The 19,128-nt window shown below is 73.8% G+C and carries 18 protein-coding genes; 4 read left to right on the top strand and 14 right to left on the bottom strand.

The features are described 5' to 3' along the window. Positions 1–11: 11 nt before the first annotated feature. Positions 12–1,115 carry a WD40/YVTN/BNR-like repeat-containing protein gene (locus tag ACL02O_RS07560; RefSeq protein ID WP_412817253.1) on the bottom strand — a complete coding sequence of 368 codons (1,104 nt, stop codon included), beginning with the start codon at positions 1,113–1,115 and terminating at the stop codon, positions 12–14. A 97-nt stretch (positions 1,116–1,212) separates the two neighbouring features. Here ACL02O_RS07560 and ACL02O_RS07565 point away from each other — a divergent pair, with 97 nt between their 5' ends. Next, entirely contained in the window at positions 1,213–2,172 is a 960-nt protein-coding gene (locus tag ACL02O_RS07565; RefSeq protein WP_412817254.1) for a hypothetical protein, read from the top strand. Between the two features lie 80 nt (positions 2,173–2,252). Here ACL02O_RS07565 and gatA read toward each other — a convergent pair whose 3' ends face one another. The 13 genes from gatA to ACL02O_RS07630 all read right to left on the bottom strand — a co-directional run bounded on the left by gatA (position 2,253) and on the right by ACL02O_RS07630 (position 17,890). Continuing rightward, positions 2,253–3,728, bottom strand: a complete 1,476-nt coding sequence (gene gatA, locus ACL02O_RS07570; RefSeq protein ID WP_412817255.1) for an Asp-tRNA(Asn)/Glu-tRNA(Gln) amidotransferase subunit GatA — start codon at positions 3,726–3,728, stop codon at positions 2,253–2,255. Then, a complete protein-coding gene (gatC, locus tag ACL02O_RS07575; protein ID WP_278107312.1) occupies positions 3,725–4,030 on the bottom strand; it encodes an Asp-tRNA(Asn)/Glu-tRNA(Gln) amidotransferase subunit GatC in 306 nt (101 codons plus the stop codon). Before gatC ends, gatA begins: the two co-directional genes overlap by 4 nt. A gap of 105 nt (positions 4,031–4,135) precedes the next feature. Further along, on the bottom strand, positions 4,136–6,670 hold the full coding sequence (locus ACL02O_RS07580) for a putative bifunctional diguanylate cyclase/phosphodiesterase (RefSeq protein WP_412817256.1): 2,535 nt from the start codon (positions 6,668–6,670) through the stop codon (positions 4,136–4,138). 165 nt (positions 6,671–6,835) lie between these two features. After that, on the bottom strand, positions 6,836–8,971 hold the full coding sequence (gene ligA / locus ACL02O_RS07585; RefSeq protein ID WP_412817257.1) for an NAD-dependent DNA ligase LigA: 2,136 nt from the start codon (positions 8,969–8,971) through the stop codon (positions 6,836–6,838). Positions 8,972–9,125: 154 nt separating this feature from the next. After that, entirely contained in the window at positions 9,126–10,139 is a 1,014-nt protein-coding gene (locus tag ACL02O_RS07590; RefSeq protein ID WP_412817258.1) for an ADP-ribosylglycohydrolase family protein, read from the bottom strand. Positions 10,140–10,170: 31 nt separating this feature from the next. Then, a complete protein-coding gene (locus ACL02O_RS07595) occupies positions 10,171–10,539 on the bottom strand; it encodes a VOC family protein (RefSeq protein WP_412817259.1) in 369 nt (122 codons plus the stop codon). 35 nt (positions 10,540–10,574) lie between these two features. Beyond that, positions 10,575–11,579, bottom strand: coding sequence for a uroporphyrinogen decarboxylase/cobalamine-independent methonine synthase family protein (locus tag ACL02O_RS07600; protein ID WP_412817260.1), 1,005 nt, complete (start codon positions 11,577–11,579; stop codon positions 10,575–10,577). A 608-nt stretch (positions 11,580–12,187) separates the two neighbouring features. After that, positions 12,188–13,261, bottom strand: coding sequence for a tRNA 2-thiouridine(34) synthase MnmA (mnmA, locus tag ACL02O_RS07605; RefSeq protein ID WP_412817261.1), 1,074 nt, complete (start codon positions 13,259–13,261; stop codon positions 12,188–12,190). Positions 13,262–13,298: 37 nt separating this feature from the next. After that, a complete protein-coding gene (locus ACL02O_RS07610; protein WP_412817262.1) occupies positions 13,299–14,474 on the bottom strand; it encodes a cysteine desulfurase family protein in 1,176 nt (391 codons plus the stop codon). Between the two features lie 246 nt (positions 14,475–14,720). Next, a complete protein-coding gene (locus ACL02O_RS07615; RefSeq protein WP_412817263.1) occupies positions 14,721–15,680 on the bottom strand; it encodes an electron transfer flavoprotein subunit alpha/FixB family protein in 960 nt (319 codons plus the stop codon). 11 nt (positions 15,681–15,691) lie between these two features. Further along, the gene (locus tag ACL02O_RS07620) at positions 15,692–16,471 is read right to left on the bottom strand and encodes an electron transfer flavoprotein subunit beta/FixA family protein (protein WP_412817264.1); all 780 of its coding nucleotides are present in this window, start codon (positions 16,469–16,471) and stop codon (positions 15,692–15,694) included. A 214-nt stretch (positions 16,472–16,685) separates the two neighbouring features. Continuing rightward, positions 16,686–17,090, bottom strand: a complete 405-nt coding sequence (locus ACL02O_RS07625; RefSeq protein WP_412817265.1) for a hypothetical protein — start codon at positions 17,088–17,090, stop codon at positions 16,686–16,688. 2 nt (positions 17,091–17,092) lie between these two features. Then, positions 17,093–17,890, bottom strand: a complete 798-nt coding sequence (locus ACL02O_RS07630) for a GNAT family N-acetyltransferase (RefSeq protein ID WP_412817266.1) — start codon at positions 17,888–17,890, stop codon at positions 17,093–17,095. A gap of 17 nt (positions 17,891–17,907) precedes the next feature. Between ACL02O_RS07630 and ACL02O_RS07635 the strand changes: the two genes are divergently transcribed. From ACL02O_RS07635 to ACL02O_RS07645, 3 genes are read left to right on the top strand one after another with little or no spacing between them, the layout of a single operon-like run. Then, positions 17,908–18,318, top strand: coding sequence for a YidH family protein (locus tag ACL02O_RS07635; protein WP_412817267.1), 411 nt, complete (start codon positions 17,908–17,910; stop codon positions 18,316–18,318). Continuing rightward, on the top strand, positions 18,315–18,608 hold the full coding sequence (locus ACL02O_RS07640) for a DUF202 domain-containing protein (protein WP_412817268.1): 294 nt from the start codon (positions 18,315–18,317) through the stop codon (positions 18,606–18,608). Before ACL02O_RS07635 ends, ACL02O_RS07640 begins: the two co-directional genes overlap by 4 nt. 28 nt (positions 18,609–18,636) lie before the next feature. Then, complete coding sequence (locus ACL02O_RS07645) at positions 18,637–19,038, top strand: PLD nuclease N-terminal domain-containing protein (RefSeq protein WP_412817269.1); 402 nt, start codon at positions 18,637–18,639, stop codon at positions 19,036–19,038. Positions 19,039–19,128: the final 90 nt, after the last annotated feature.

The raw sequence follows: 19,128 nt of genomic DNA on the forward strand, positions 1-19,128 counted from the left end.
GGGCCCGGAGATCAGCGCTCCTCGACCACGCCGAGGTACATCACCTGCGGGTCGGCCGGGTTGAAGGCGACACCGCCGACCCCGTCGTGGGGGTTGTGCTGCGAGGTCAGCCGGCCGGTCGACGCGTCGTACCGGTAGAGATCCGTACCGTAACCGCCGAACCAGGTGCCGTACGCGAAGTAGAGCACGTCCGGGTCGGCCGGGCTCGGCCACAGCGGGGTGCCGTTGATCAGCGTCGGCCCGGAGCCGTCGAGCACCGACACGAAGCTGCGGCCGCCGTCGGTCGAGCGCCAGATGTGCCGGGCGGAGTTGTCGTTCTGGCTGAGGTCGTAGCCCTCCAGCCACACCGTCCGCGGATCCGCCGGGGAGAAGGCCACGGAGAAGCCGTTCGCGTGCGGGGTGGCCCCGACCCCCGACGACCGGGTCCAACTCTGCCCGCCGTCGAACGTCACGTAGCTGCCGTTGCCCATGGTCCCGACGATGACGTGCGCCCGGTCGGCGGGATCGACGGCCGCCTTGTAGACGAACTCGTTCTCGCCGGCCGGCATCCCCACGGCGGTCCAGGTGGCGCCGCCGTCGCCGGAGTCGTAGATCTGCCCGGCCTTGCTGACCGCGCGCAGCGCCCGCGCGTCGCCCGGGTCCACCACCAGCGCGGCCACGCCGTCGCCCGGCACCGGGCCGTCGACCGCGGTGGTCTGGTCGCCCTGCACCCGGTAGACCGGCTGGTCGTTGATGCCGTACGCGTACGCGGTGCCGGCCGGCCCGGCCGCCAGGTCGTATGTCGCCAGGTTCAGCTCGGTGGTGGCGATCCGCTGCCAACTGCAGCCGGCGTCGGTGGACCGCTGGATCGACGTCTTCGAGAGGGCCAGCAGGGTGTTCGGCGTGCTCAGCGCGACGAGCCGGGGGTACGCGACCGGGGTGACGGCGGTGGCGGTCGGTGCCAGGAAGGCGCCGTCATTGCGGGTGAAGGTCACCGAACCGTCGCCCTGCACCACGCCGCACTGCGGGCGGTGCCAGCCGTCGGCGGCGGCCGCGGGGGCGGTGGCGACGAGGTTGACAGCACCGGCGGCCGTGACGGCCAGCGCGAGTACGCCGCTCAATCGGGAGAAGATCATGTTGCATGTCTAGACGTGTACGTGCAGCGATAGCCACAGTTTCGGGTGGCCGAGCCCGGCCATGGCCTGGGTCGGACAGCCGTGGAAGGGGGGCCGGGTGTTCGAGTCGTTGGGTCTGACCCCGGTGGAGGAATCGGTCTACCTGGCGCTGTTGCGCCGGCGCCAGTCGAGCGTGCCGGAGCTGGCCCAGCAGGTCGGCGAGAGCGTGCGGGTGGTGCGTGCGGCGACCGACCGGCTGGAGGATCTCGGCTTCCTCAGCCGCCTCGTCGGCTCCGGCACCCGGCTGCTGGCGACCCGCCCGGACGTCGCCGTGAACGCCCTGGTCGTCCGCCGCACCGAGGAGTTCGCCACGGCCCGCCACGCCGCCGAGCGGATGGCGGAGGAGTTCCCGCCGGAGCTGCAGGCCAGCCCGGACGAGCTGCTGGAGATCGTCACCGGCCGGGCCGCGGTCGAGGCCCAGTTCGTCCAGCTCAGCCACGGCATCACGAGCGAACTGCTGGTCCTCGACCGCCCGCCGTACGCCCAGGAGGTCGCGTCCGCGAACGTGCCCGAGAACGAGCTGCTCGGCCGGGCGGCCAGCGTGCGGGGGATCTACGCCCCGGAGGCGTTCGAACTGCCCGGCGCCTTCGAACAGGCAATGTCGGCGGTCGCGGCCGGAGAACAGGCGCGGGTGCACACGGACGTGCCGCTGAAGCTGGCGATCGGCGACCGCTCGGTGGCGTTGCTGCCGCTGGCCAGCGAGCGGGCCGTGGACGCGGCGCTGGTGATCCGCGCGCCGATGGTGGTGTCGGCGCTGGTGAAGCTCTTCGAAATGCTGTGGGCGCAGGCCACGCCGCTGCCGGTCTGGGACCCGGAGCGACCCCCGATCGGGGGCGACGAGCTGGACCTGCGGTTGCTGGGGCTGCTCGCCACCGGCCTGAAGGACGAGGCCATCGCCCGGGAGCTCGGGGTGAGCGTACGCACCCTGGGCCGTCGCTCGTCCGCCCTGCTCACCGCGCTCGGCGCCCGGAACCGCTTCCAGGCCGGGTTGCAGGCCGGCCGTCGCGGCCTGGCCTGATCGCGGGGCCCTCGCCTCGATCCCGGGTACGCCACCGGCGCCGGCGGAGGTCCGCTGGCGCCGGCGGCGCAGGTCGTGGGTTACAGCGCCGGCGGGGTGAACGTGCCGACCGTGGACTCCAGCGCGGCGGCGACCCGGTACATCCGGTCGTCGGCCATGGTCGGGGCCATGACCTGGAGACCGACCGGGAGCCCCTCGGAGAGGCCGCACGGGACCGAGATGGCCGGTCCGCCGTACAGGTTGGTCGGGATGGTGAACAGGTCGGCCAGGTACATCTGGTACGGGTCGGAGGTGCGCGCCCCGATCGGGAAGGCCACGAACGGGGTGGTCGGCGAGATCAGCGCGTCCACCTGCTCGAAGGCGGCGTTGAAGTCCCGCGTGATGAGGGTGCGGACCTTCTGGGCCTGGCCGTAGTAGGCGTCGTAGTAGCCCGAGGAGAGGGCGTACGTGCCGATCATGATGCGCCGCTTCACCTCGGGCCCGAAGCCGGCCTCGCGGGTCAGCGACATGACCTCCTCCAGCGACCGGTTGCCGTCGTCGCCGGTCCGCAGGCCGAACCGGACGCCGTCGAACCGGGCCAGGTTGGAGGAGCACTCGCTCGGCGCGATCAGGTAGTACGCGGGCAGCGCGTACTTGAAGTGTGGGCAGGAGATCTCGACGATCTCGGCGCCCAGCTTGGCCAGGGCCTCGACCGACTCGCGGAAGGCGGCCATCACGCCCGGCTCGGCGCCCTCGCCGGTGAACTCGGTGACCACACCGAGCTTCACCCCGGTCAGGTCACCGCTGGCGCCGAGCTTCGCCGCGCCGACCACGTCCGGCACCGGGGCCGGGATGGAGGTGGAGTCACGCGGGTCGTGCCCGCCGATCACCTGGTGCAGCAGCGCGGCGTCCAGCACGGTACGCGCGCACGGGCCGGGGGTGTCCAGCGACGAGGAGAACGCCACCAGGCCGTACCGGGAGGTACCGCCGTAGGTGGGCTTCGCGCCGACCGTGCCGGTGACCGCGCCGGGCTGGCGGATCGAACCGCCGGTGTCCGAGCCGATCGACAGCGGCGCCTCGTACGCGGCCAGGGCCGCGGCGCTGCCGCCGCCGGAGCCGCCCGGGATGCGCTGCAGGTCCCACGGGTTGCGGGTCGGGCCGTACGCCGAGTACTCCGTGGAGGAGCCCATCGCGAACTCGTCCATGTTGGTCTTGCCGAGCATCACCGTGCCGGCGGCGCGCAGCCGCTGGACGATGGTCGCGTCGTACGGCGGGCGCCAGCCCTCCAGGATCTTCGACCCGACGGTGGTCGGCACGCCCTTGGTGGTGAGCACGTCCTTGACCGCGACCGGCACGCCCGCCAGGGGGCCCAGCTCCTCGCCGGCGGCGCGGCGCTCGTCGACGCTCCGGGCGGCGGCCAGCGCGCCCTCGGTGTCGACGTGCAGGAACGCGTGGACCTGGTCGTCGACGGCGGCGATCCGGTCCAGGTGCGCCCGCGTGACCTCGACGGCGGAGGTGTCGCCGTTGGCCACCAGGCCGGCGATGTCCGCCGCGCTCAGCTTCGTCAGGTCGGTCATGAAGCCACATCCTCGTCCAGGATCCGCGGGACGCGGAACCGCTGCTCCTCGGCGTCGGGCGCACCCGACAGCGCCTCCTGCGGGGTCAGTCCGGGCGTCACCACGTCCTCACGGAGGACGTTGGTCAGCGGCACCGAGTGGGACGTCGGCGGGATGTCCGCCGCGGCGACCTCGCCGACCTGGGCGACCGACTGGAGGATCACGTCCAGCTGACCGGCGAAGGTGTCCAACTCCTCCTCGGTGACGGCGAGCCGCGACAGTCGCGCGAGGTGCGCGACCTCCTCGCGGGAGATGGCGGCCATCGGGTGCCCCCTTCGTGGCTGTCCTGCTGCGTCTGCGGTGTGCCGGCCGCGCGCTCGACGGCGCCGATGACGCGCGGTGACCGGAGCGAGTCTATTGTCCCGCCGTCACCCCGACGCCTCCGACTCCCCCGGCGGCCCGTCCGCCGGGACGCCCGCTCGGCGGTCGGGGCGGTGCGGACCGTCGGCCTCGGCGGTCACCGTGGGGCGGACCGGACGGTACCGGGACAGCCAGGTGGCCAGCTCCTCGGCCGGCATGGGGCGGGCGTGGAACCAGCCCTGGGCCACGTCGCAGCCGGCCGCGTGCAGCAGCCGCCAGGTGCGCTCGTCCTCCACGCCCTCGGCCACCACCCGCAGCCCGAGCGCCCCGGCCAGCTCGATCATCGACCGGACGATCGCCGCGTCGTCCGGGTCCTCGGCCATCCCGAGAACGAACGACCGGTCCACCTTCACCTCGGACAGCGGCAGTCGGCGCAGGTGCTGCAGCGAGGAGTATCCGGTGCCGAAGTCGTCCAGCGCGATGCCGACGCCGATCCGGTGCAGCTGGGAGATGCTGGCCAGCACGCGCCTCGGGTCGGCCATCAGGGCACCCTCGGTGATCTCCACCTGGAGCCGGTCGGGCCGGACGCCGTACCGGGCCAGCCGGTCGGCGATCTGGTCGGCGATCTCCCCGGTGTGCAGGTCCCGGACGCTGACGTTGAGCGCGGCGCGCAGCGTGATGCCCGCCGCCGACCACTTCGCCACCTGTTCCACCACGTCGTCCACCACCCGGCGGGTGAGCAGCCGCATCACCGCGCTCTGCTCGGCGACCTGGATCAGCTCCCCCGGGTCGACCATGCCCCGGCGCGGGTGCCACCAGCGCAGCAGCGCCTCCACCCCGACGACCTCGCCGGTCGCGATGGCGATCTGCGGCTGGTAGTACATGGTGATCTCGCCCGGGTCGACGGCTGGATCCTCGGTCTGGGCGGCACCGCGCGGCTCGGCCGCGGCGTCGTCGACGGCATCAGCACCCGGCCCGTCCGCACGGCGGTCACCGGCCGGATCCGCCGGCCCCTTCGGGCCCGCCGGCACCTCTGGCGCGAACGCGCGGGCGGCCCGGCGGCGGATCGGGTCCGCCGCGGTGACGATCCTGTTGATCAGCTCGTCGTCGGAGCGGACCTCGGCCCGCTCGCGCCGCCGGCGCAGCCAGCGCCGGCCCGCCGGGCGCACCGCACCGCCGTCCCGGCCCCGTGGCGTGCCGTCACCGCGGCCGGCGTGCGCCGGACCGGGCAGCCCGGGGGCGGGAGCGAGCGCGGCGCCGTCACCCCCGCGTACGCCGGCGGGTGGCGGGTCCGCCGGGGTGGCCTCCAGCACCCGGCGCAGGTCGGCCAGGAGGCTGAGCCGCTCCGCCGAGTTGTGGTCGGACTCGGCCGCGTAGACGGCGACGGTGTCGTTGCGGTGCTTGGCGTCGTACATGGCCACGTCGGCGTGGCGCATCAGGGTGGCGAAGTCCTCGCCGTGCTCCGGGAAGATCGCGATGCCGATGGAGCCGCCGACGTCCAGCGGCAGCCCGTCCAGCGCGACCGGCTCGGCGAGCGCGGCGACCACCCGGTCGGCCAGCTCGCGTGCCTCGTCGACGCCGGTCAGTCCGGGTACGACGATGGCGAACTCGTCGCCGCCGAGGCGGGCCAGCAGCTCGCGCTCGCCCACCACGTCGGCCAGCCGGGCGCTCACCTCGACCAGCAGCCGGTCACCCACCGCGTGCCCGAGGGCGTCGTTGACGTGCTTGAAGCGGTCCAGGTCGAGCAGCAGCAGGGCCAGGTGGGCGTCCGGCTCGCGCCGGGCGGTCCGCTCGGTGTGCAGGTGCACCTGCTCGGCCACCTCGGTCAGCAGCGCCTTGCGGTTGGGCAGGCCGGTGAGCGGGTCGAGGGCGGCCAACTGCTCCCGCTCGGCGGAGAGCCGGGCCATCCGGTAGACGGCGAAGAGCGGCACCAGCACCAGCGGGATCAGCGCGGCGCTGGCCCGGGCGGCGGCCACCAGCACCGGGGCGAGCAGCAGCAGCGAGCCGGTGGCGAGCAGCTCGTACGCCAGGCCGAGCCGGACGCTGGGCCACCAGCGGTCACCGAAACGCAGCCGGATCGCGGAGCTGACCAGCGCGTAGTTGACCACGAACCAGGCCGCGACGGCGGCGAACACCACCGCCACGTCGGTCCAGTGCAGCCGGCCGCCGTCGAAGAGGTCACCCGGCCCGAGCCGGGTGACCGCGTACGCGGCGGCGAGCGCGCAGGCGTACTGGGCGGCGTTGAAGCCGGTGCGCCACAGGGCGTGGCCCATCCGCCAGCCGGACACGGCCACCGCGACGGCCTGCACGGCGACGGCCGGGCCGAGCCCCCAACCGAGCAGGATGGCGAAGGTGAAGCAGGTCGACGGGAAGACCGCCGAGGTCTCCCGCCGGCCGGGCGGCACGAACGGGCGGGCGTCGCAGGCGACGGCGAGCGCGGCCATGGTCCAGAAGGCTGCCGGCATCCCGGACAGCCGGTCGGGCAGCCCGGCCAGCGGGCCGGCCGAGACCAGCACGGCCAGCAGCCCGATCGCCGCGACGAAGCCGAAGAACGGCGCGGCGCGCCCGGGCGGGACGGAGTTTCGCGGGTCTGCCGCCTCCATCGCACCTCCCGGGCAACGGCCGTGGCGCGCACCGGTCACACGCCGTACGCCAATGAAACGCCCTCGGTGCCGATTTCCCCGACACGACAGTCACGAATCGGTCGTAGTCGTAATTAATTTGGAATACGCGACCAGGCCCCACCAAGATTCACATTGACCGCGACCTCAGCCCTCGACGCGGGCCACCTCCCGGGCCGCGTCCGGACCGGACTCCAGCAGCACCCGGAAGCCGTCCTCGTCGAGGACCGGCAGCTTGAGACTGGCCGCCTTGTCCGCCTTGGACCCGGGGTTGTCGCCGACGACCACGAATCCGGTCTTCTTGGACACCGAGCCGGTGACCTTGCCGCCGCGGCTCTGGATCGCCTCGGACGCCTGGTCCCGGCTGAACCCGGCGAGGGTGCCGGTGACCACCACGGTCACCCCCTCCAGTGGACGCGGCCCTTCCTCACCGGCCTCCTCGGCCATCCGCACGCCCGCCCGCCGCCACTTCTCCACCACCTCGCGGTGCCAGTCGACGGCGAACCACTCCTTGATGCTGGCGGCGATGGTCGGGCCGACACCGTCCACCGAGGACAGCTCCTCCTCACCGGCCGCGTCGATCGCGTCGATCGAGCGGAAGTGTCGGGCGAGGGCCTGCGCCGCGGTCGGGCCGACGTGCCGGATGGAGAGCGCCACGAGCACCCGCCACAGGTCCCGTTCCTTGGCCACGGCGAGGTTGTCCAGCAACTTGGTGGCGTTGCTGCCGAGGCTGCCGTCCTTGTTGACGAAGAACGGCGAGCGGGCGAGCTGGTCGGCGTCGAGCGCGAAGAGGTCGCCCTCGTCGTGAATGATCCCGGCGTCGAGCAGGGCGGCGGCGCCCTTGTAGCCGAGCACCTCGATGTCGAAGGCGCCCCGGCCGGCCAGGTGGAAGACCCGCTCGCGCAGCTGCGCCGGGCAGCTGCGCGAGTTGGGGCAGCGGATGTCGACGTCCGCCTCCTTCTCCGGGCGCAGCGGCGTGCCGCAGGCCGGGCAGGTGGTCGGCATCACGAACGGGCGGGCGTCGGCGGGGCGCAGGTCGACCACCGGGCCGAGCACCTCGGGGATGACGTCGCCGGCCTTGCGCAGCACCACCGTGTCGCCGATCAGCACGCCCTTGCGCTCGACCTCACGCGCGTTGTGCAGGGTGGCCAGGGCGACCGTGGAACCGGCCACCCGGACCGGTTCGAGGACGGCGAACGGGGTGACCCGGCCGGTACGCCCGACGTTGACGTCGATGTCGAGCAGCTTGGTGGTCACCTCCTCGGGCGGGTACTTGAAGGCGATCGCCCAGCGCGGCGCGCGGCTGGTCGAGCCGAGCCGCCCCTGGATGGAGACCGGGTCGACCTTGACCACCACGCCGTCGATCTCGTGCTCGACGTCGTGCCGGTGCGCGGCGTAGTAGGCGATGTACTCCGCCACGCCGGCCAGGTCGGACACCACCCGCCAGCGGTCGCTGGTGGGCAGCCCCCACGCCTTCAGCGCCGCGTACGACTCGGACTGCGCGGTCGGCTGGAAGCCCTTGCGGGCACCGATGCCGTGCACCACCAGGCGCAGCGGGCGGGAGGCGGTGACCCGTGGGTCCTTCTGGCGCAGGCTGCCCGCGGCGGCGTTGCGCGGGTTGGCGAACGGCGCCTTGCCCTGCTCGACCAGGCCGGCGTTGAGGTCGGCGAAGGCGGCGACCGGGAAGTAGATCTCGCCGCGCACCTCGAGGAACTCCGGCACGTCCGGGAAGTCGGCGGACGGGGTGAGCCGGGACGGCACGTCCCTGATGCTGCGCACGTTGGCGGTGACGTCCTCGCCCGTGCGCCCGTCGCCGCGGGTGGCGGCCCGGACCAGCCGGCCCTTCTCGTAGGTCAGGTTGATGGCCAGGCCGTCGACCTTCAGCTCGCAGAGGTAGGGCACCTGACCCCCGGCGTCCCGCTCGACCCGCTCGGCCCAGGCGGCCAGCTCCTCGTCGGCGAAGGCGTTGTCCAGCGAGAGCATCCGCTCGGCGTGGGTGACGGGGGTGAAGTCGGTGGAGAAGGTGCCGCCGACCCGCTGGGTCGGCGAGTCGGGCGTACGCAGCGCCGGGTACTCCGCCTCCAGCGCCGCCAACTCGCGCAGTTGCTTGTCGAACTCGGCGTCGGAGATGGTCGGCGCGTCGAGCACGTAGTAGCGGTACTGGTGCTCGGTGAGCTCCTGGCTGAGCGTGGCGTGCCGCTCCCGGGCCTCCGGGGTCGGCTCGGCGCCGGCCGCCGCCTCCTGTGCGGGGCTGACCGCCTGGGGGATCGCTTCTTCGGACACGCCGCCTTCGGACACCGCTGTCGACCTCCTGTGGTCCTGCTACCCCCGAACCGTAGCGGGCGGGGCTGACAACCGTCCCGCCACCCGCCCTGACCAGGCGCGCGGGCGTCCCGTGCGGTCGCGGCGCCGGGCGGTGCGGGCCGCGCGGAACGGGTCAGTCGTGGGGGGCGGCCAGGGTGGCGAGCTGGTCGGCGTACTCGATGCGGGTGGACCAGTCGACCGGCCAGGCGGCCATGCCCCGCGCGGCGCCGACGAAGGCGCCGGCGAGGGCCGCGATGGAGTCGGAGTCGCCGGCCGTGGTGGCGCCCCGAGCCAGCGCGCCGACCGGGTCGTCCGGGTGCCGCAACGCGCAGAGCAGGGCGGTGGCCAGGGCCTCCTCGGCGATCCAGCCCTCCCCGGTGAGCCGGCACGGGTCACCGCCGTCGTCGGGGCGGGCCAGCGCGGCGTCGAGCCGCCCGAGCACCCGCAGGCACTCGTCCCAGCCCCGGGCGATGAACTCCTCCGCCGTCCGCTCGCCGGGGCGCTGCCACAGGTCGCCCAGCCAGTCGCCCCGGTAGACCGTCCGCTGCCCGTGGGCCCGGTCGGTGAGCAGCGCGGGCAGGTCGGCCAGTTCCGCGCCGTCGCGCAGCAGCCGAACCGCGTACGCGGTCAGCTCGCTGGCCGCCAGGCCGGTCGGATGCCCGTGGGTCAGCCCGGCCTGGAGCTGGGCCAGCCCGGCCAGGGTGTCGAGGTCCACGTCGAGCAGCCCGACCGGGGTGACCCGCATGTTGGCCCCGCACCCCTTCGAGCCGATCACGGTGGCCTCCTGCCAGCGGGTGCCCCGGTCCAGCTCGGCGCAGGCCCGCAGGCAGGTCATCCCGGGCGCGCGGTTGTTGTCCGGGCTGACCGCCCACTCGACGAACCGCCGCCGCAGCAGCGGCTCGACCACCTCCGGGGCGTACCCGGGCGCGTCGTGCAGTGCCCAGGCCACGGCGAGGGCCATCTGGGTGTCGTCGGTGACCAGCGCGGGGTCACCGGTCAGCTCCCGGGGCCCGGCCGGACCGTACCGCCGGACGATCTCGGTGACGGTGAGGAACTCGGTGGGCCGGCCCAGGGCGTCGCCGTAGGCGAGACTGAAGAGGGAACCGGAGGCGCGACGTGATGGGGAGTCGGTCACGGTGGCGATCATGCCGGGACCGCGCAAGTCGCGCCGCCCGAGATCAGTCCCAGCAGAGGCAGAACGGGTGGCCGGCCGGGTCGGCGTAGACCCGGAAGCCCTCGCCCTCGCCGGGGAGCCGTCGCGCGCCCAGCGCCAGCGCTGCCTTCTCCGCGGCCTCGATGTCGTCCACCGTCACGTCGAGGTGAAACTGCTGCGGCCGTTCCGGGTCGGGCCAGTCAGGCGCCCGCAGGTCGAGCGCCTTCTGAAAGGCGATCCGGGGCTGGTGCCCGGGCGAGCCGCCGAGCACGACCCAGTCGTCACCGTCGGAGTTGTCCTCGATCAGCGGAAGGCCGAGCAGCTCCGCGTAGAAGCCGGCCAGCGCGCGCGGGTCGGGACAGTCGATCACCGTGGAACGCAGCTGTCCAATCATGCTGGCATCCTGCCCCGCCGGTACGACAGGAAACCTCACTCCTCGTGGAGCCGGCGCCCGGCGTCCCGGCAGGCGGTGAGGACCGCCCGGGCGTACGCCGGGGTGGCCCCGGCCAGGCCGCAGGCGGGGGTGACCACGACCTGCTCGGCGAGCCGGCGGCGGGGGAAGCCGAGCTGGTCCCAGAGTCGGCGTACCCGCTCGGCGACCTGGGCCGACGTCGGCGCGCGACCGGCCGCCGGCGGCAGCGCGGGCGCGGCGCCGGCCAGCAGCCCGAGCCCGGCGTCGATCGCCTCGCCGAGCGGGTCCAGCTCGGTCACCAGGCCGAGGTCGAGGGCGACGCCGACGGCGCCGGCGCCGCGGATCAGCTCCAGCGGCACGTCCGGCGCGCAGCAGTGCACCACGGTCGGCGCCCCGGCCGCCTCGATCACCCCCCGCAGCAGCGCCCCGGCGACGCCGGACTCCACCGCCCGGTGGGTGCCGAAGCCGCTCTCGGTGGGCACCCGGCCGGCCAGCACCGCGGGCAGTGACGGCTCGTCGAGCTGGAGCAGCACCGAGGCGCGCGGCAGCCGCCGGCTCACCGCCGCGAGGTGCCCGCGCAGCCCCTCGGCGAGCGAGCCGGCGAGGTCCCGGACCGCACCCGGGTCGCGGAGCAGCCGGCCGCCGATCGGCAGTTCCAGCGACGCGGCCAGGGTGAACGGTCCGACCGCCTGGACCTTCACCGGGCCGGCGTACCCCTCGGCCTGCTCGGCGAGCTGGTCGAGGTCACGTTCCATCAGGTCGCGGGCGCGACGCAGGTCCTTGCCGGGGCGCGGCGCGATTCGCCAACGGGCGGCGTACAGCTCGACCGGCAGTTCGACGAGGAGCCCACCGGTCCGGCCGATCAGGTCGGCGCCGGGGCCGCGGGCGGGCAGCTCGGCCAGGTGCGGCAGGGCGGGCAGCTCGCCGAGCACGATGCGCTGCGCCTCGGCGATGTCGGTACCGGGCAGCGACCCGATGCCGGTCGCCGCCCCTGCGGGCCAGGGCCAGAGCTGATCAGTCACCGCCGAAGGGTATCCCCTCCCCGACCGCCGTCGACGGGAAGCGCGGGGCGGCCCGGCGAGCGGTCGCCGGCCTTGGCGAGGCGCCGGCCTTGGGCGGGCCCCGGCGCTGGCGGAGCGCCGGGCCCTGGCGGAGCGCCGACACTCCCGTGGGCAGCGCCGTACCTGTGGGGTGAACGACCACCGGATCGGACGCTACGAACTTGATGACGCGAACGATTCGCCCGGCCGCGACCCTGTCAGTCCCGCAGCTCACCCGTCACGGCCGGATGTCCTTCGGGGCGCGGCGGTCACGACGCAGGCCTCGGCGTCCCGGGGGCGCGGGTCGCCGGCAGGCGCCGGGAGACACCGGAGACGCCGGTCCGTGCGCTGCAACGCGGGAAGGGGCCTGAGTCGTTCACGTCATCAAGTTCGTAGTGGCCAGCGCCAACCCTGTCCCGTGGCCGGGCCAGTCCCCCCGGGCCAGTCCCCCGGGCCAGTCCCCCCGGGCCGCGGCCACCCGACTGGCCACACAGGCGAAAGCGCCGGAAAGAACGAGCGCGCCGGAAGGCGGCGTCAACCGACGCGCCGGAGGACGGCGGGGCCGGCCCACCATGCCGAAGCCCGGTGTCTCAGCTGCTGATGGTGGCCGAGCCGAGCACCACGTCCCCAGCCGGGTCCGGCCGGTATGCCACGATCGCCTGGCCGGCGGCGACCCCGCGGACCGGGCGGCGCAGCTCGGCGCGCAGCCCGTCGGTGTCCACCACGACGGTCGCCGGGACGACGTCGCCGTGCGCCCGCAACTGCACCTCGCACTCGACCGGGGCGGTGGGCCGATCGCCGCCGGTCCAGACCGGACGCACGGCCCGGACCCGGTCGACCTCCAACGCCTCGGCCGGGCCGACGGCGACCGTGTTGGTCTTCGGCGTGATGGAGAGCACGTAGCGGGGACGGCCGTCCGGAGCGGGCCGATCCAGGTGCAGGCCGCGTCGCTGGCCGACCGTGTACTGGTAGGCGCCGGTGTGGCTGCCGACCACCGCCCCGGTGAGCGCGTCGACCACGTCGCCGGGGGCCTCGCCGAGCCGCTGGGCGAGGAAGCCACGGGTGTCGCCGTCGGCGATGAAGCAGATGTCGTGCGAGTCGGGCTTGTCGGCCACGGCGAGGCCGCGCTCGGCGGCCTCGGCGCGTACCTCGGCCTTGGTCGAGCCACCGAGCGGGAAGATCGACCGATCGAGCTGCTCGCGGGTCAGCACCGCGAGCACGTACGACTGGTCCTTGGCCAGGTCGACGCTGCGTCGCAGCAGGCCGTCGGCGCCCAGCCGGGCGTGGTGGCCGGTCACCACCGCGTCGAAGCCCAGGGCCACCGCCCGGTCCAGCACCGCGGCGAACTTGATCTTCTCGTTGCAGCGCAGGCACGGGTTCGGGGTACGGCCGGCCGCGTACTCGGCGACGAAGTCGTCCACCACGTCGGAGTGGAACCGGTCGGCCATGTCCCAGACGTAGAACGGAATGCCGATCACATCGGCGGCCCGGCGGGCGTCCCGGGAGTCCTCCAGGGTGCAGCAGCCGCGGGCGCCGGTGCGGTAGGTCTGCGGGTTACGGGCCAGCGCCAGGTGCACGCCGGTGACGTCGTGCCCGGCCTCCACCGCACGGGCCGCCGCCACGGCGGAGTCCACCCCGCCCGACATCGCCGCCAGAACCCTCACCAGCTCACTCCCCTCGTCCCCACCGAGGGTATCCGGCTCAGCGGGGCGTGCGGAGGGCGGCCGCGCGCCGGGCCCGCTCCACGGCGGCCGGCAGCGCGGCGATGAGGGCGTCGACGTCCGCCCGGGTGCTGGTGTGACCGAGGGTGAACCGGAGCGAGGAGCGCGCCCGGTCGTCGTCGGCGCCCATCGCCAGCAGCACGTGCGAGGGCTGGGCCACCCCGGCGGAGCAGGCCGAGCCGGTCGAGCAGGCGATGCCCTGGGCGTCGAGGAGGAGCAGCAGGGCGTCCCCCTCGCAGCGCGGAAAGGAGAAGTGCGCGTTGCCCGGAAGCCGGTCCACCGGGTCACCGTTGAAGATCACCTCGGGCACCGCCTGCCGCACCCGCTCGACCAGCTCGTCGCGGAGCGCGGCGACCCGCGCCGCGTACTCCTGCTGGCCCTTCACCGCAGCCTCGACGGCGACCGCGAAGGCCACGATGCCGGCGGTGTCCAGGGTGCCGGAGCGGACGTCCCGCTCCTGGCCGCCGCCGTGCAGCAGCGGGGTGGCGGCGACGTCCCGGGCCAGCAGCAGCGCGCCGACCCCGGCCGGGCCGCCGAGCTTGTGCCCGGTCACGGTGAGCGCGGACACGCCACTGGCGGCGAAGTCGACCGGTACCTGACCGACCGCCTGGATCGCGTCGGTGTGGAACGGCACCCCGTGCTCGGCGGCCACCGCCGCCAGCTCGGCGACCGGCTGGACGGAGCCCACCTCGTTGTTGGCCCACATGGCGGTGACCAGCGCCACCCGGTCGTGGTGTGCGGCGAGTTCGGCGCGCAGCCGCTCGGGGTCGAGCCGGCCGGCGGCGTCCACCGGCAGCCAGCCGACCTCGGCGCCCTCGTGCGCGGTCAGCCAGTCCACCGCGTCCAGCACCGCGTGGTGCTCCACAGCGCTGGAGACCACCCGGATCCGCTCGGCGCGGGTCGCGCGGCGGGCCCAGAAGACACCCTTCACCGCGAGGTTGTCGCTCTCCGTGCCACCTCCGGTGAAGATGACCTCGGACGGCCGGGCGCCCAGGGCGGCGGCCACCCGCTCCCGCGACTCCTCCACCCGCCGCCGGGCACGCCGGCCCGCCGCGTGCAGCGACGACGCGTTGCCCACCTCGCGGGCCGTGGCGACGTACGCCTCCAGTGCCTCGTCGAGCATCGGGGTCGTCGCCGCGTGATCCAGGTATGCCATCGGTGTTCAGCCTAACGGCCGAGCCCGGTCCCGCCGGATGCCGGACCACCCGTCCCGCCGCGCGGCCCATCGATCCCGCGTCGATGCGACCGTTCTCACTCGGTACGCTCAGCAGAACTGATCGGCGGGCCGGCTCAGCTCCCCGGCCCGCCGATCAGCCCTCTCCCACTGCACAGGTGGGGCCGCAACGACGGGAGCCGCCGTCCGGATCACCGGACGGCGGCTCTGTCGTTCAGCCGGGAAGGGTCACTTCCGCTTGCGGATCTCCTCGGCGGCCTGCGGGACGACCTTGAACAGGTCGCCGACCACGCCGAAGTCGGCCAGCTCGAAGATCGGCGCCTCGGCGTCCTTGTTCACCGCGACGATGGTCTTCGAGGTCTGCATGCCGGCCCGGTGCTGGATCGCGCCGGAGATGCCGAGCGCGACGTAGAGCTGCGGGGAGACCGTCTTGCCGGTCTGGCCGACCTGGAACTGGTGCGGGTAGAAGCCGGAGTCGACCGCCGCGCGGGACGCGCCGACCGCGCCGCCGAGCAGGTCGGCCAGCTCCTCGACCAGCTTGAAGTTGTCGGCGTTGCCGACACCCCGACCGCCGGAGACGACGACCGAGGCCTCGGTGAGCTCGGGGCGGGAGCCCTTCTGCTCGGCGACCCGCTCGACGACCTTGGCCAGCTTGTCCGCGTCGGCGACCGACACGGTGAGCTGCTCGACGGCCGGGGTGGCCGCGGCCGGGGTCGGGTTGAGCGAGTTCGGCCGGACGGTGACCAGCGGCAGGCCCTTGGTGACCTTGGACTTGACGATGGTGGAGCCGGCGAAGGCGACCTGGGTCGCGGTGCCGTCGGCGGTCAGGGCCACCACGTCGGTCAGGATGCCGTTGTCCAACTTGACGGCCAGGCGGGCGGCGATCTCCTTGCCCTCCTGGGAGGAGGCGAGCAGCACCGCGGCCGGCTGTACCCGGCCGACCAGCTCGGCCAGCACGGTGGCCTTCGGGGCCACCAGGTAGCCGTCGATCTCCTCGCCCTCGGCGGCGTAGATCTTCTCCGCGCCGTACTCGCCCAGTTTGGCGCTCAGCGCCTCGGCGGCGCCGGCACCACCGAGCACGACCGCGCTCGGGGTGCCCAGCTCGCGGGCGAGGGTGAGCATCTCGAGGGTGACCTTCTTGACGCCGAACTCCCGAGTGGCTTCGACGACGACGAGAACCTCAGACATGTCCAGACCTCTCACACGAACTTCTCGGTGGCGAGGAACTCGACCAGCTGCACGCCGCCCTCGCCCTCGTCGGTGATCTTCTCGCCGCCGGAGCGCGGCGGACGCTTGGTGTGCTCCAGCACGGCGCTGGTCGCGCCGTCGAAGCCCACCTCGGAGGGGGCGACGCCGAGGTCACCCAGGGAGAGCGTCTGCACCGGCTTCTTCTTGGCGGCCATGATGCCCTTGAAGGAGGGGTAGCGCGGCTCGTTGATGGTGTCCCAGACGGAGACCACGGCCGGGGTCGAGGCGGTGACCACCTCGTAGCCCTCCTCGGTCTGCCGCTCGACGGTCAGCGTGCCGCCGTCGACGGTGAGCTTGCGCGCGCCGGTCAGCGCGGCCACGCCGAGCCGCTCGGCGATCATGTGCGGCATGACCTGGACCCGGCCGTCGGTCGACTCGGCGCCGCAGATCACCAGGTCGGCACCGAGCTGGCCGAGGGCGGCGGCGAGCACCTTCGAGGTGGTCACGGCGCAGGACCCGTGCAGCGCGTCGTCCAGCACGTGCACGGCCTTGTCCGGGCCCATGGAGAGCGCCTTGCGGATCGACTCGGTCGCCCGGTCCGGACCCATGGTCAGGATGGTGACCTCGCCGCCGTGCGCCTCCTTGATCTTCAACGCCTCTTCGATGGCGTACTCGTCCATCTCGTTGATGACGTTGTTCGCCGAACCGCGGTCGACAGTGTTGTCGTCAGAACGCAGGTTGCGGTCCGCGCCCGAATCGGGCACCTGCTTGACGAGTACGACGATGTTCATCGCGCTTCGACGACCCTCCTGTTTGGTGTAGCGATCACTCGCCCGGTCACGGGCGCAGCCTCCCGCGTGACTTAACGGTCGGTCAACCGCGGGCTGCTGTGCACTTGCCCACGGGGCAATGTTACCCGCAAGTAGCATCGGCTCCCCGGGGCCTCAGAGTGACACGAATCACCGGGTCGGGGCAGCGTTCACGGCTCCTGATCAGGCGAAGCGGTCAGGCGGGCTCGGCCAGCGCGTCCCTGATCTTGTCGATCACCGCCGCCTCGGCCGGGGCCACCCCCCGGTGCGCCTGCGCCACCCGGTCCACTGCGGCCAGCACCACCGACCGGTACGCCGCGACGTCCCCCGGCGACTTGGCCCGGAGGATCTCGACCGCCCGGGCCAGCGCCGGCAGGGTGACCGCCTCGACCTCCAGGGCCGAGTCGTGCGGCAGCTCCGGCAGCGGACCGGTGGTCAACGCCGCCTTGACCACTCCGCTGGCGTCCGCGAGCGCACCGGAGGCGGCGATGCTCTCCCGCACCATGGCCAGCACCCCGGGCACCGCGTTGGAGACCAGGAAGACCGCCCCGAAGGCCCCCGTCCGGAGGGTGAGCTGCTCGTCCGCCGTCAACGGTTCCATGATCACGGAGTGTAGACGTACGGGGTCGTGGTGGTGACCGCAACGAGCCCGAGCCGCTCCAGGATGGGCCGGCTGTCCGGCGAGCAGTCCACCTGCACCAGCGTCTTGCCGCGCTGCTCGGCCAGCCGCGCCCGGTACGCCACCAGCGCCCGGTAGATGCCCTTCTTCCGCCACTCCGGCAGGGTGGAGCCACCCCAGAGGGTGGCGAAGCCGGTGTTCGGCAGGTAGCGCACCCAGCCGGCGCTGACCACGGTGTCACCCGCCTCGGCCACCACGATCGTGATCGACTGCGGATCCGCCTCGATCTCCTTCGCCAGCCCGGTCACCAGGTGGCTCCGGTCCTCGTGCCAGACCGCCTCCTCCATCGCGGCGATCCGCTCCAGGTCCTCGCGGGTGGTGACCTCCCGCAGGCGTACCCCTTCGGGCAGCACCGGAACGGCGGCGGCCAGCGCCGCGACCGGGCCGACCACCACGGTTTCCAGGTCCTCCGGTACGAAACCCGCGGCGCGCAGCCGGTCCCCGAGGTCGGCCGGCTCGTCGTGGCCGTTGAGCTTCCACTCGACCGCCTCGCCCCGGGCCCGGAAGAACTCGACCTGCCGGGCGATCAGCGCGTCCAGCTCGGCGCCGGCCAGCCCACCCAGGTCCCGGTAGGTGAGGAAGCCGCGGTGGTCCAGGCCGATGACCCGGACCATCGGGCCGTCGCGCTCGACGGTCACCCCGGCCGGCAGCGGGTCCGGGATCTCCGGGCGGATCTGGTGGTCATAGGCGTCGCGGAGGCTCCGCACATCGAGGTCGGTCACCCGTCCAGGCTACGACCATGACAAAGCGGATAATCGGTGGCGTGTGGCAGATGATCAAGCGGTGGTTCGACCCGCACGAGCTTCGGTCCGTTGGCACCACCCCCGACTACCGGTTCTCCCTGGCCAACGAGCGGACCTTCCTGGCCTGGCTGCGTACCGGCCTGGCGCTGGTGGCCGGTGGCCTGGCGGCAGCGCAGTTCCTGCCCCGCCTGCCCCTGGCCCACCTGCGCGAGGTGATCGCGATCGCGCTGCTGCTGCTCGGCGGTACCACCGCGCTGCGGGCGGTGGACCACTGGGCGCGCACCGAGCGGGCGATCCGGCTCGGTGAGGAACTGCCCGCGTCGCGGTTCCCGGCGATCCTCGCCCTCGTCGTGGCGCTCGGCGCGCTGCTGCTGGTGGTCGCCGTGCTGGTTCGGGGCGTCGGGTGACCCGCGATCCGGGGCTGCAACCCGAGCGGACCCGGCTGGCCTGGCGGCGCACGCTCCTGGCGCTCACCGGGGTCACCGTCCTGGAGATCCGGCTGGCCCTCGCCGGCCACACGTTCGACGCGGTGCTGGCCGGCGTCGCGGTGGCGGCCTGGGCGGGCACGCTGCTCGTCAACTGGCGGCAGGCCGTCGGCACCGGGCCCGGGCGCCGGTACGCGTTCCCGTTGACCGCCCTCGCCACGGCCGGCCTGGCGCTGCTGGGGGTGCTGCACGTGCTGCGCGGGCTGCGCTGAACGGCACCGATGGTCCATGATGTCCGGCATGGCTCGCCTGTACGGACTTCTCTTCGTGGCCGAGGTCGTGCTCGCTGTCTGCGCGCTGATCAGCTGCCTCTCCGCCGAGGACGGTGAGATCCGGGCGCTGCCCCGGGTCGCCTGGGTGCTGATCATCCTGTTCTTCCCGCTGGTCGGCTCGGTCGCCTGGTTCGTCGCCGGGCGGGAGCCGGCAGCCCGCCGGCCCCGTAGCGCCTGGCCGATGGGGAACGGGTTCTCCGAACAGGAGCGCCGCCGGCCGGTCGCGCCCGACGACGACCCGCAGTTCCTGTCGTCGCTGGCCGAGCGGACCCGCCGGGACGACCAGGAGCTGCTGCGACGCTGGGAGGAGGACCTGCGCCGGCGCGAGGAGCAGCTGCGCCGCCGGGAGGAGGACCGGCCCGAAGTCTGAGCGAACCGCCCGTTGGCCGGATCGGCAACCAGGTGAACGCGGACCCGGCGACTCCCCGCGCCGCCCACCGGACGCCGCGCCCGAGCGTCG

The sequence above is a fragment of the Micromonospora mangrovicola genome (assembly GCF_047200535.1).
GTDB lineage: Bacteria > Actinomycetota > Actinomycetes > Mycobacteriales > Micromonosporaceae > Micromonospora.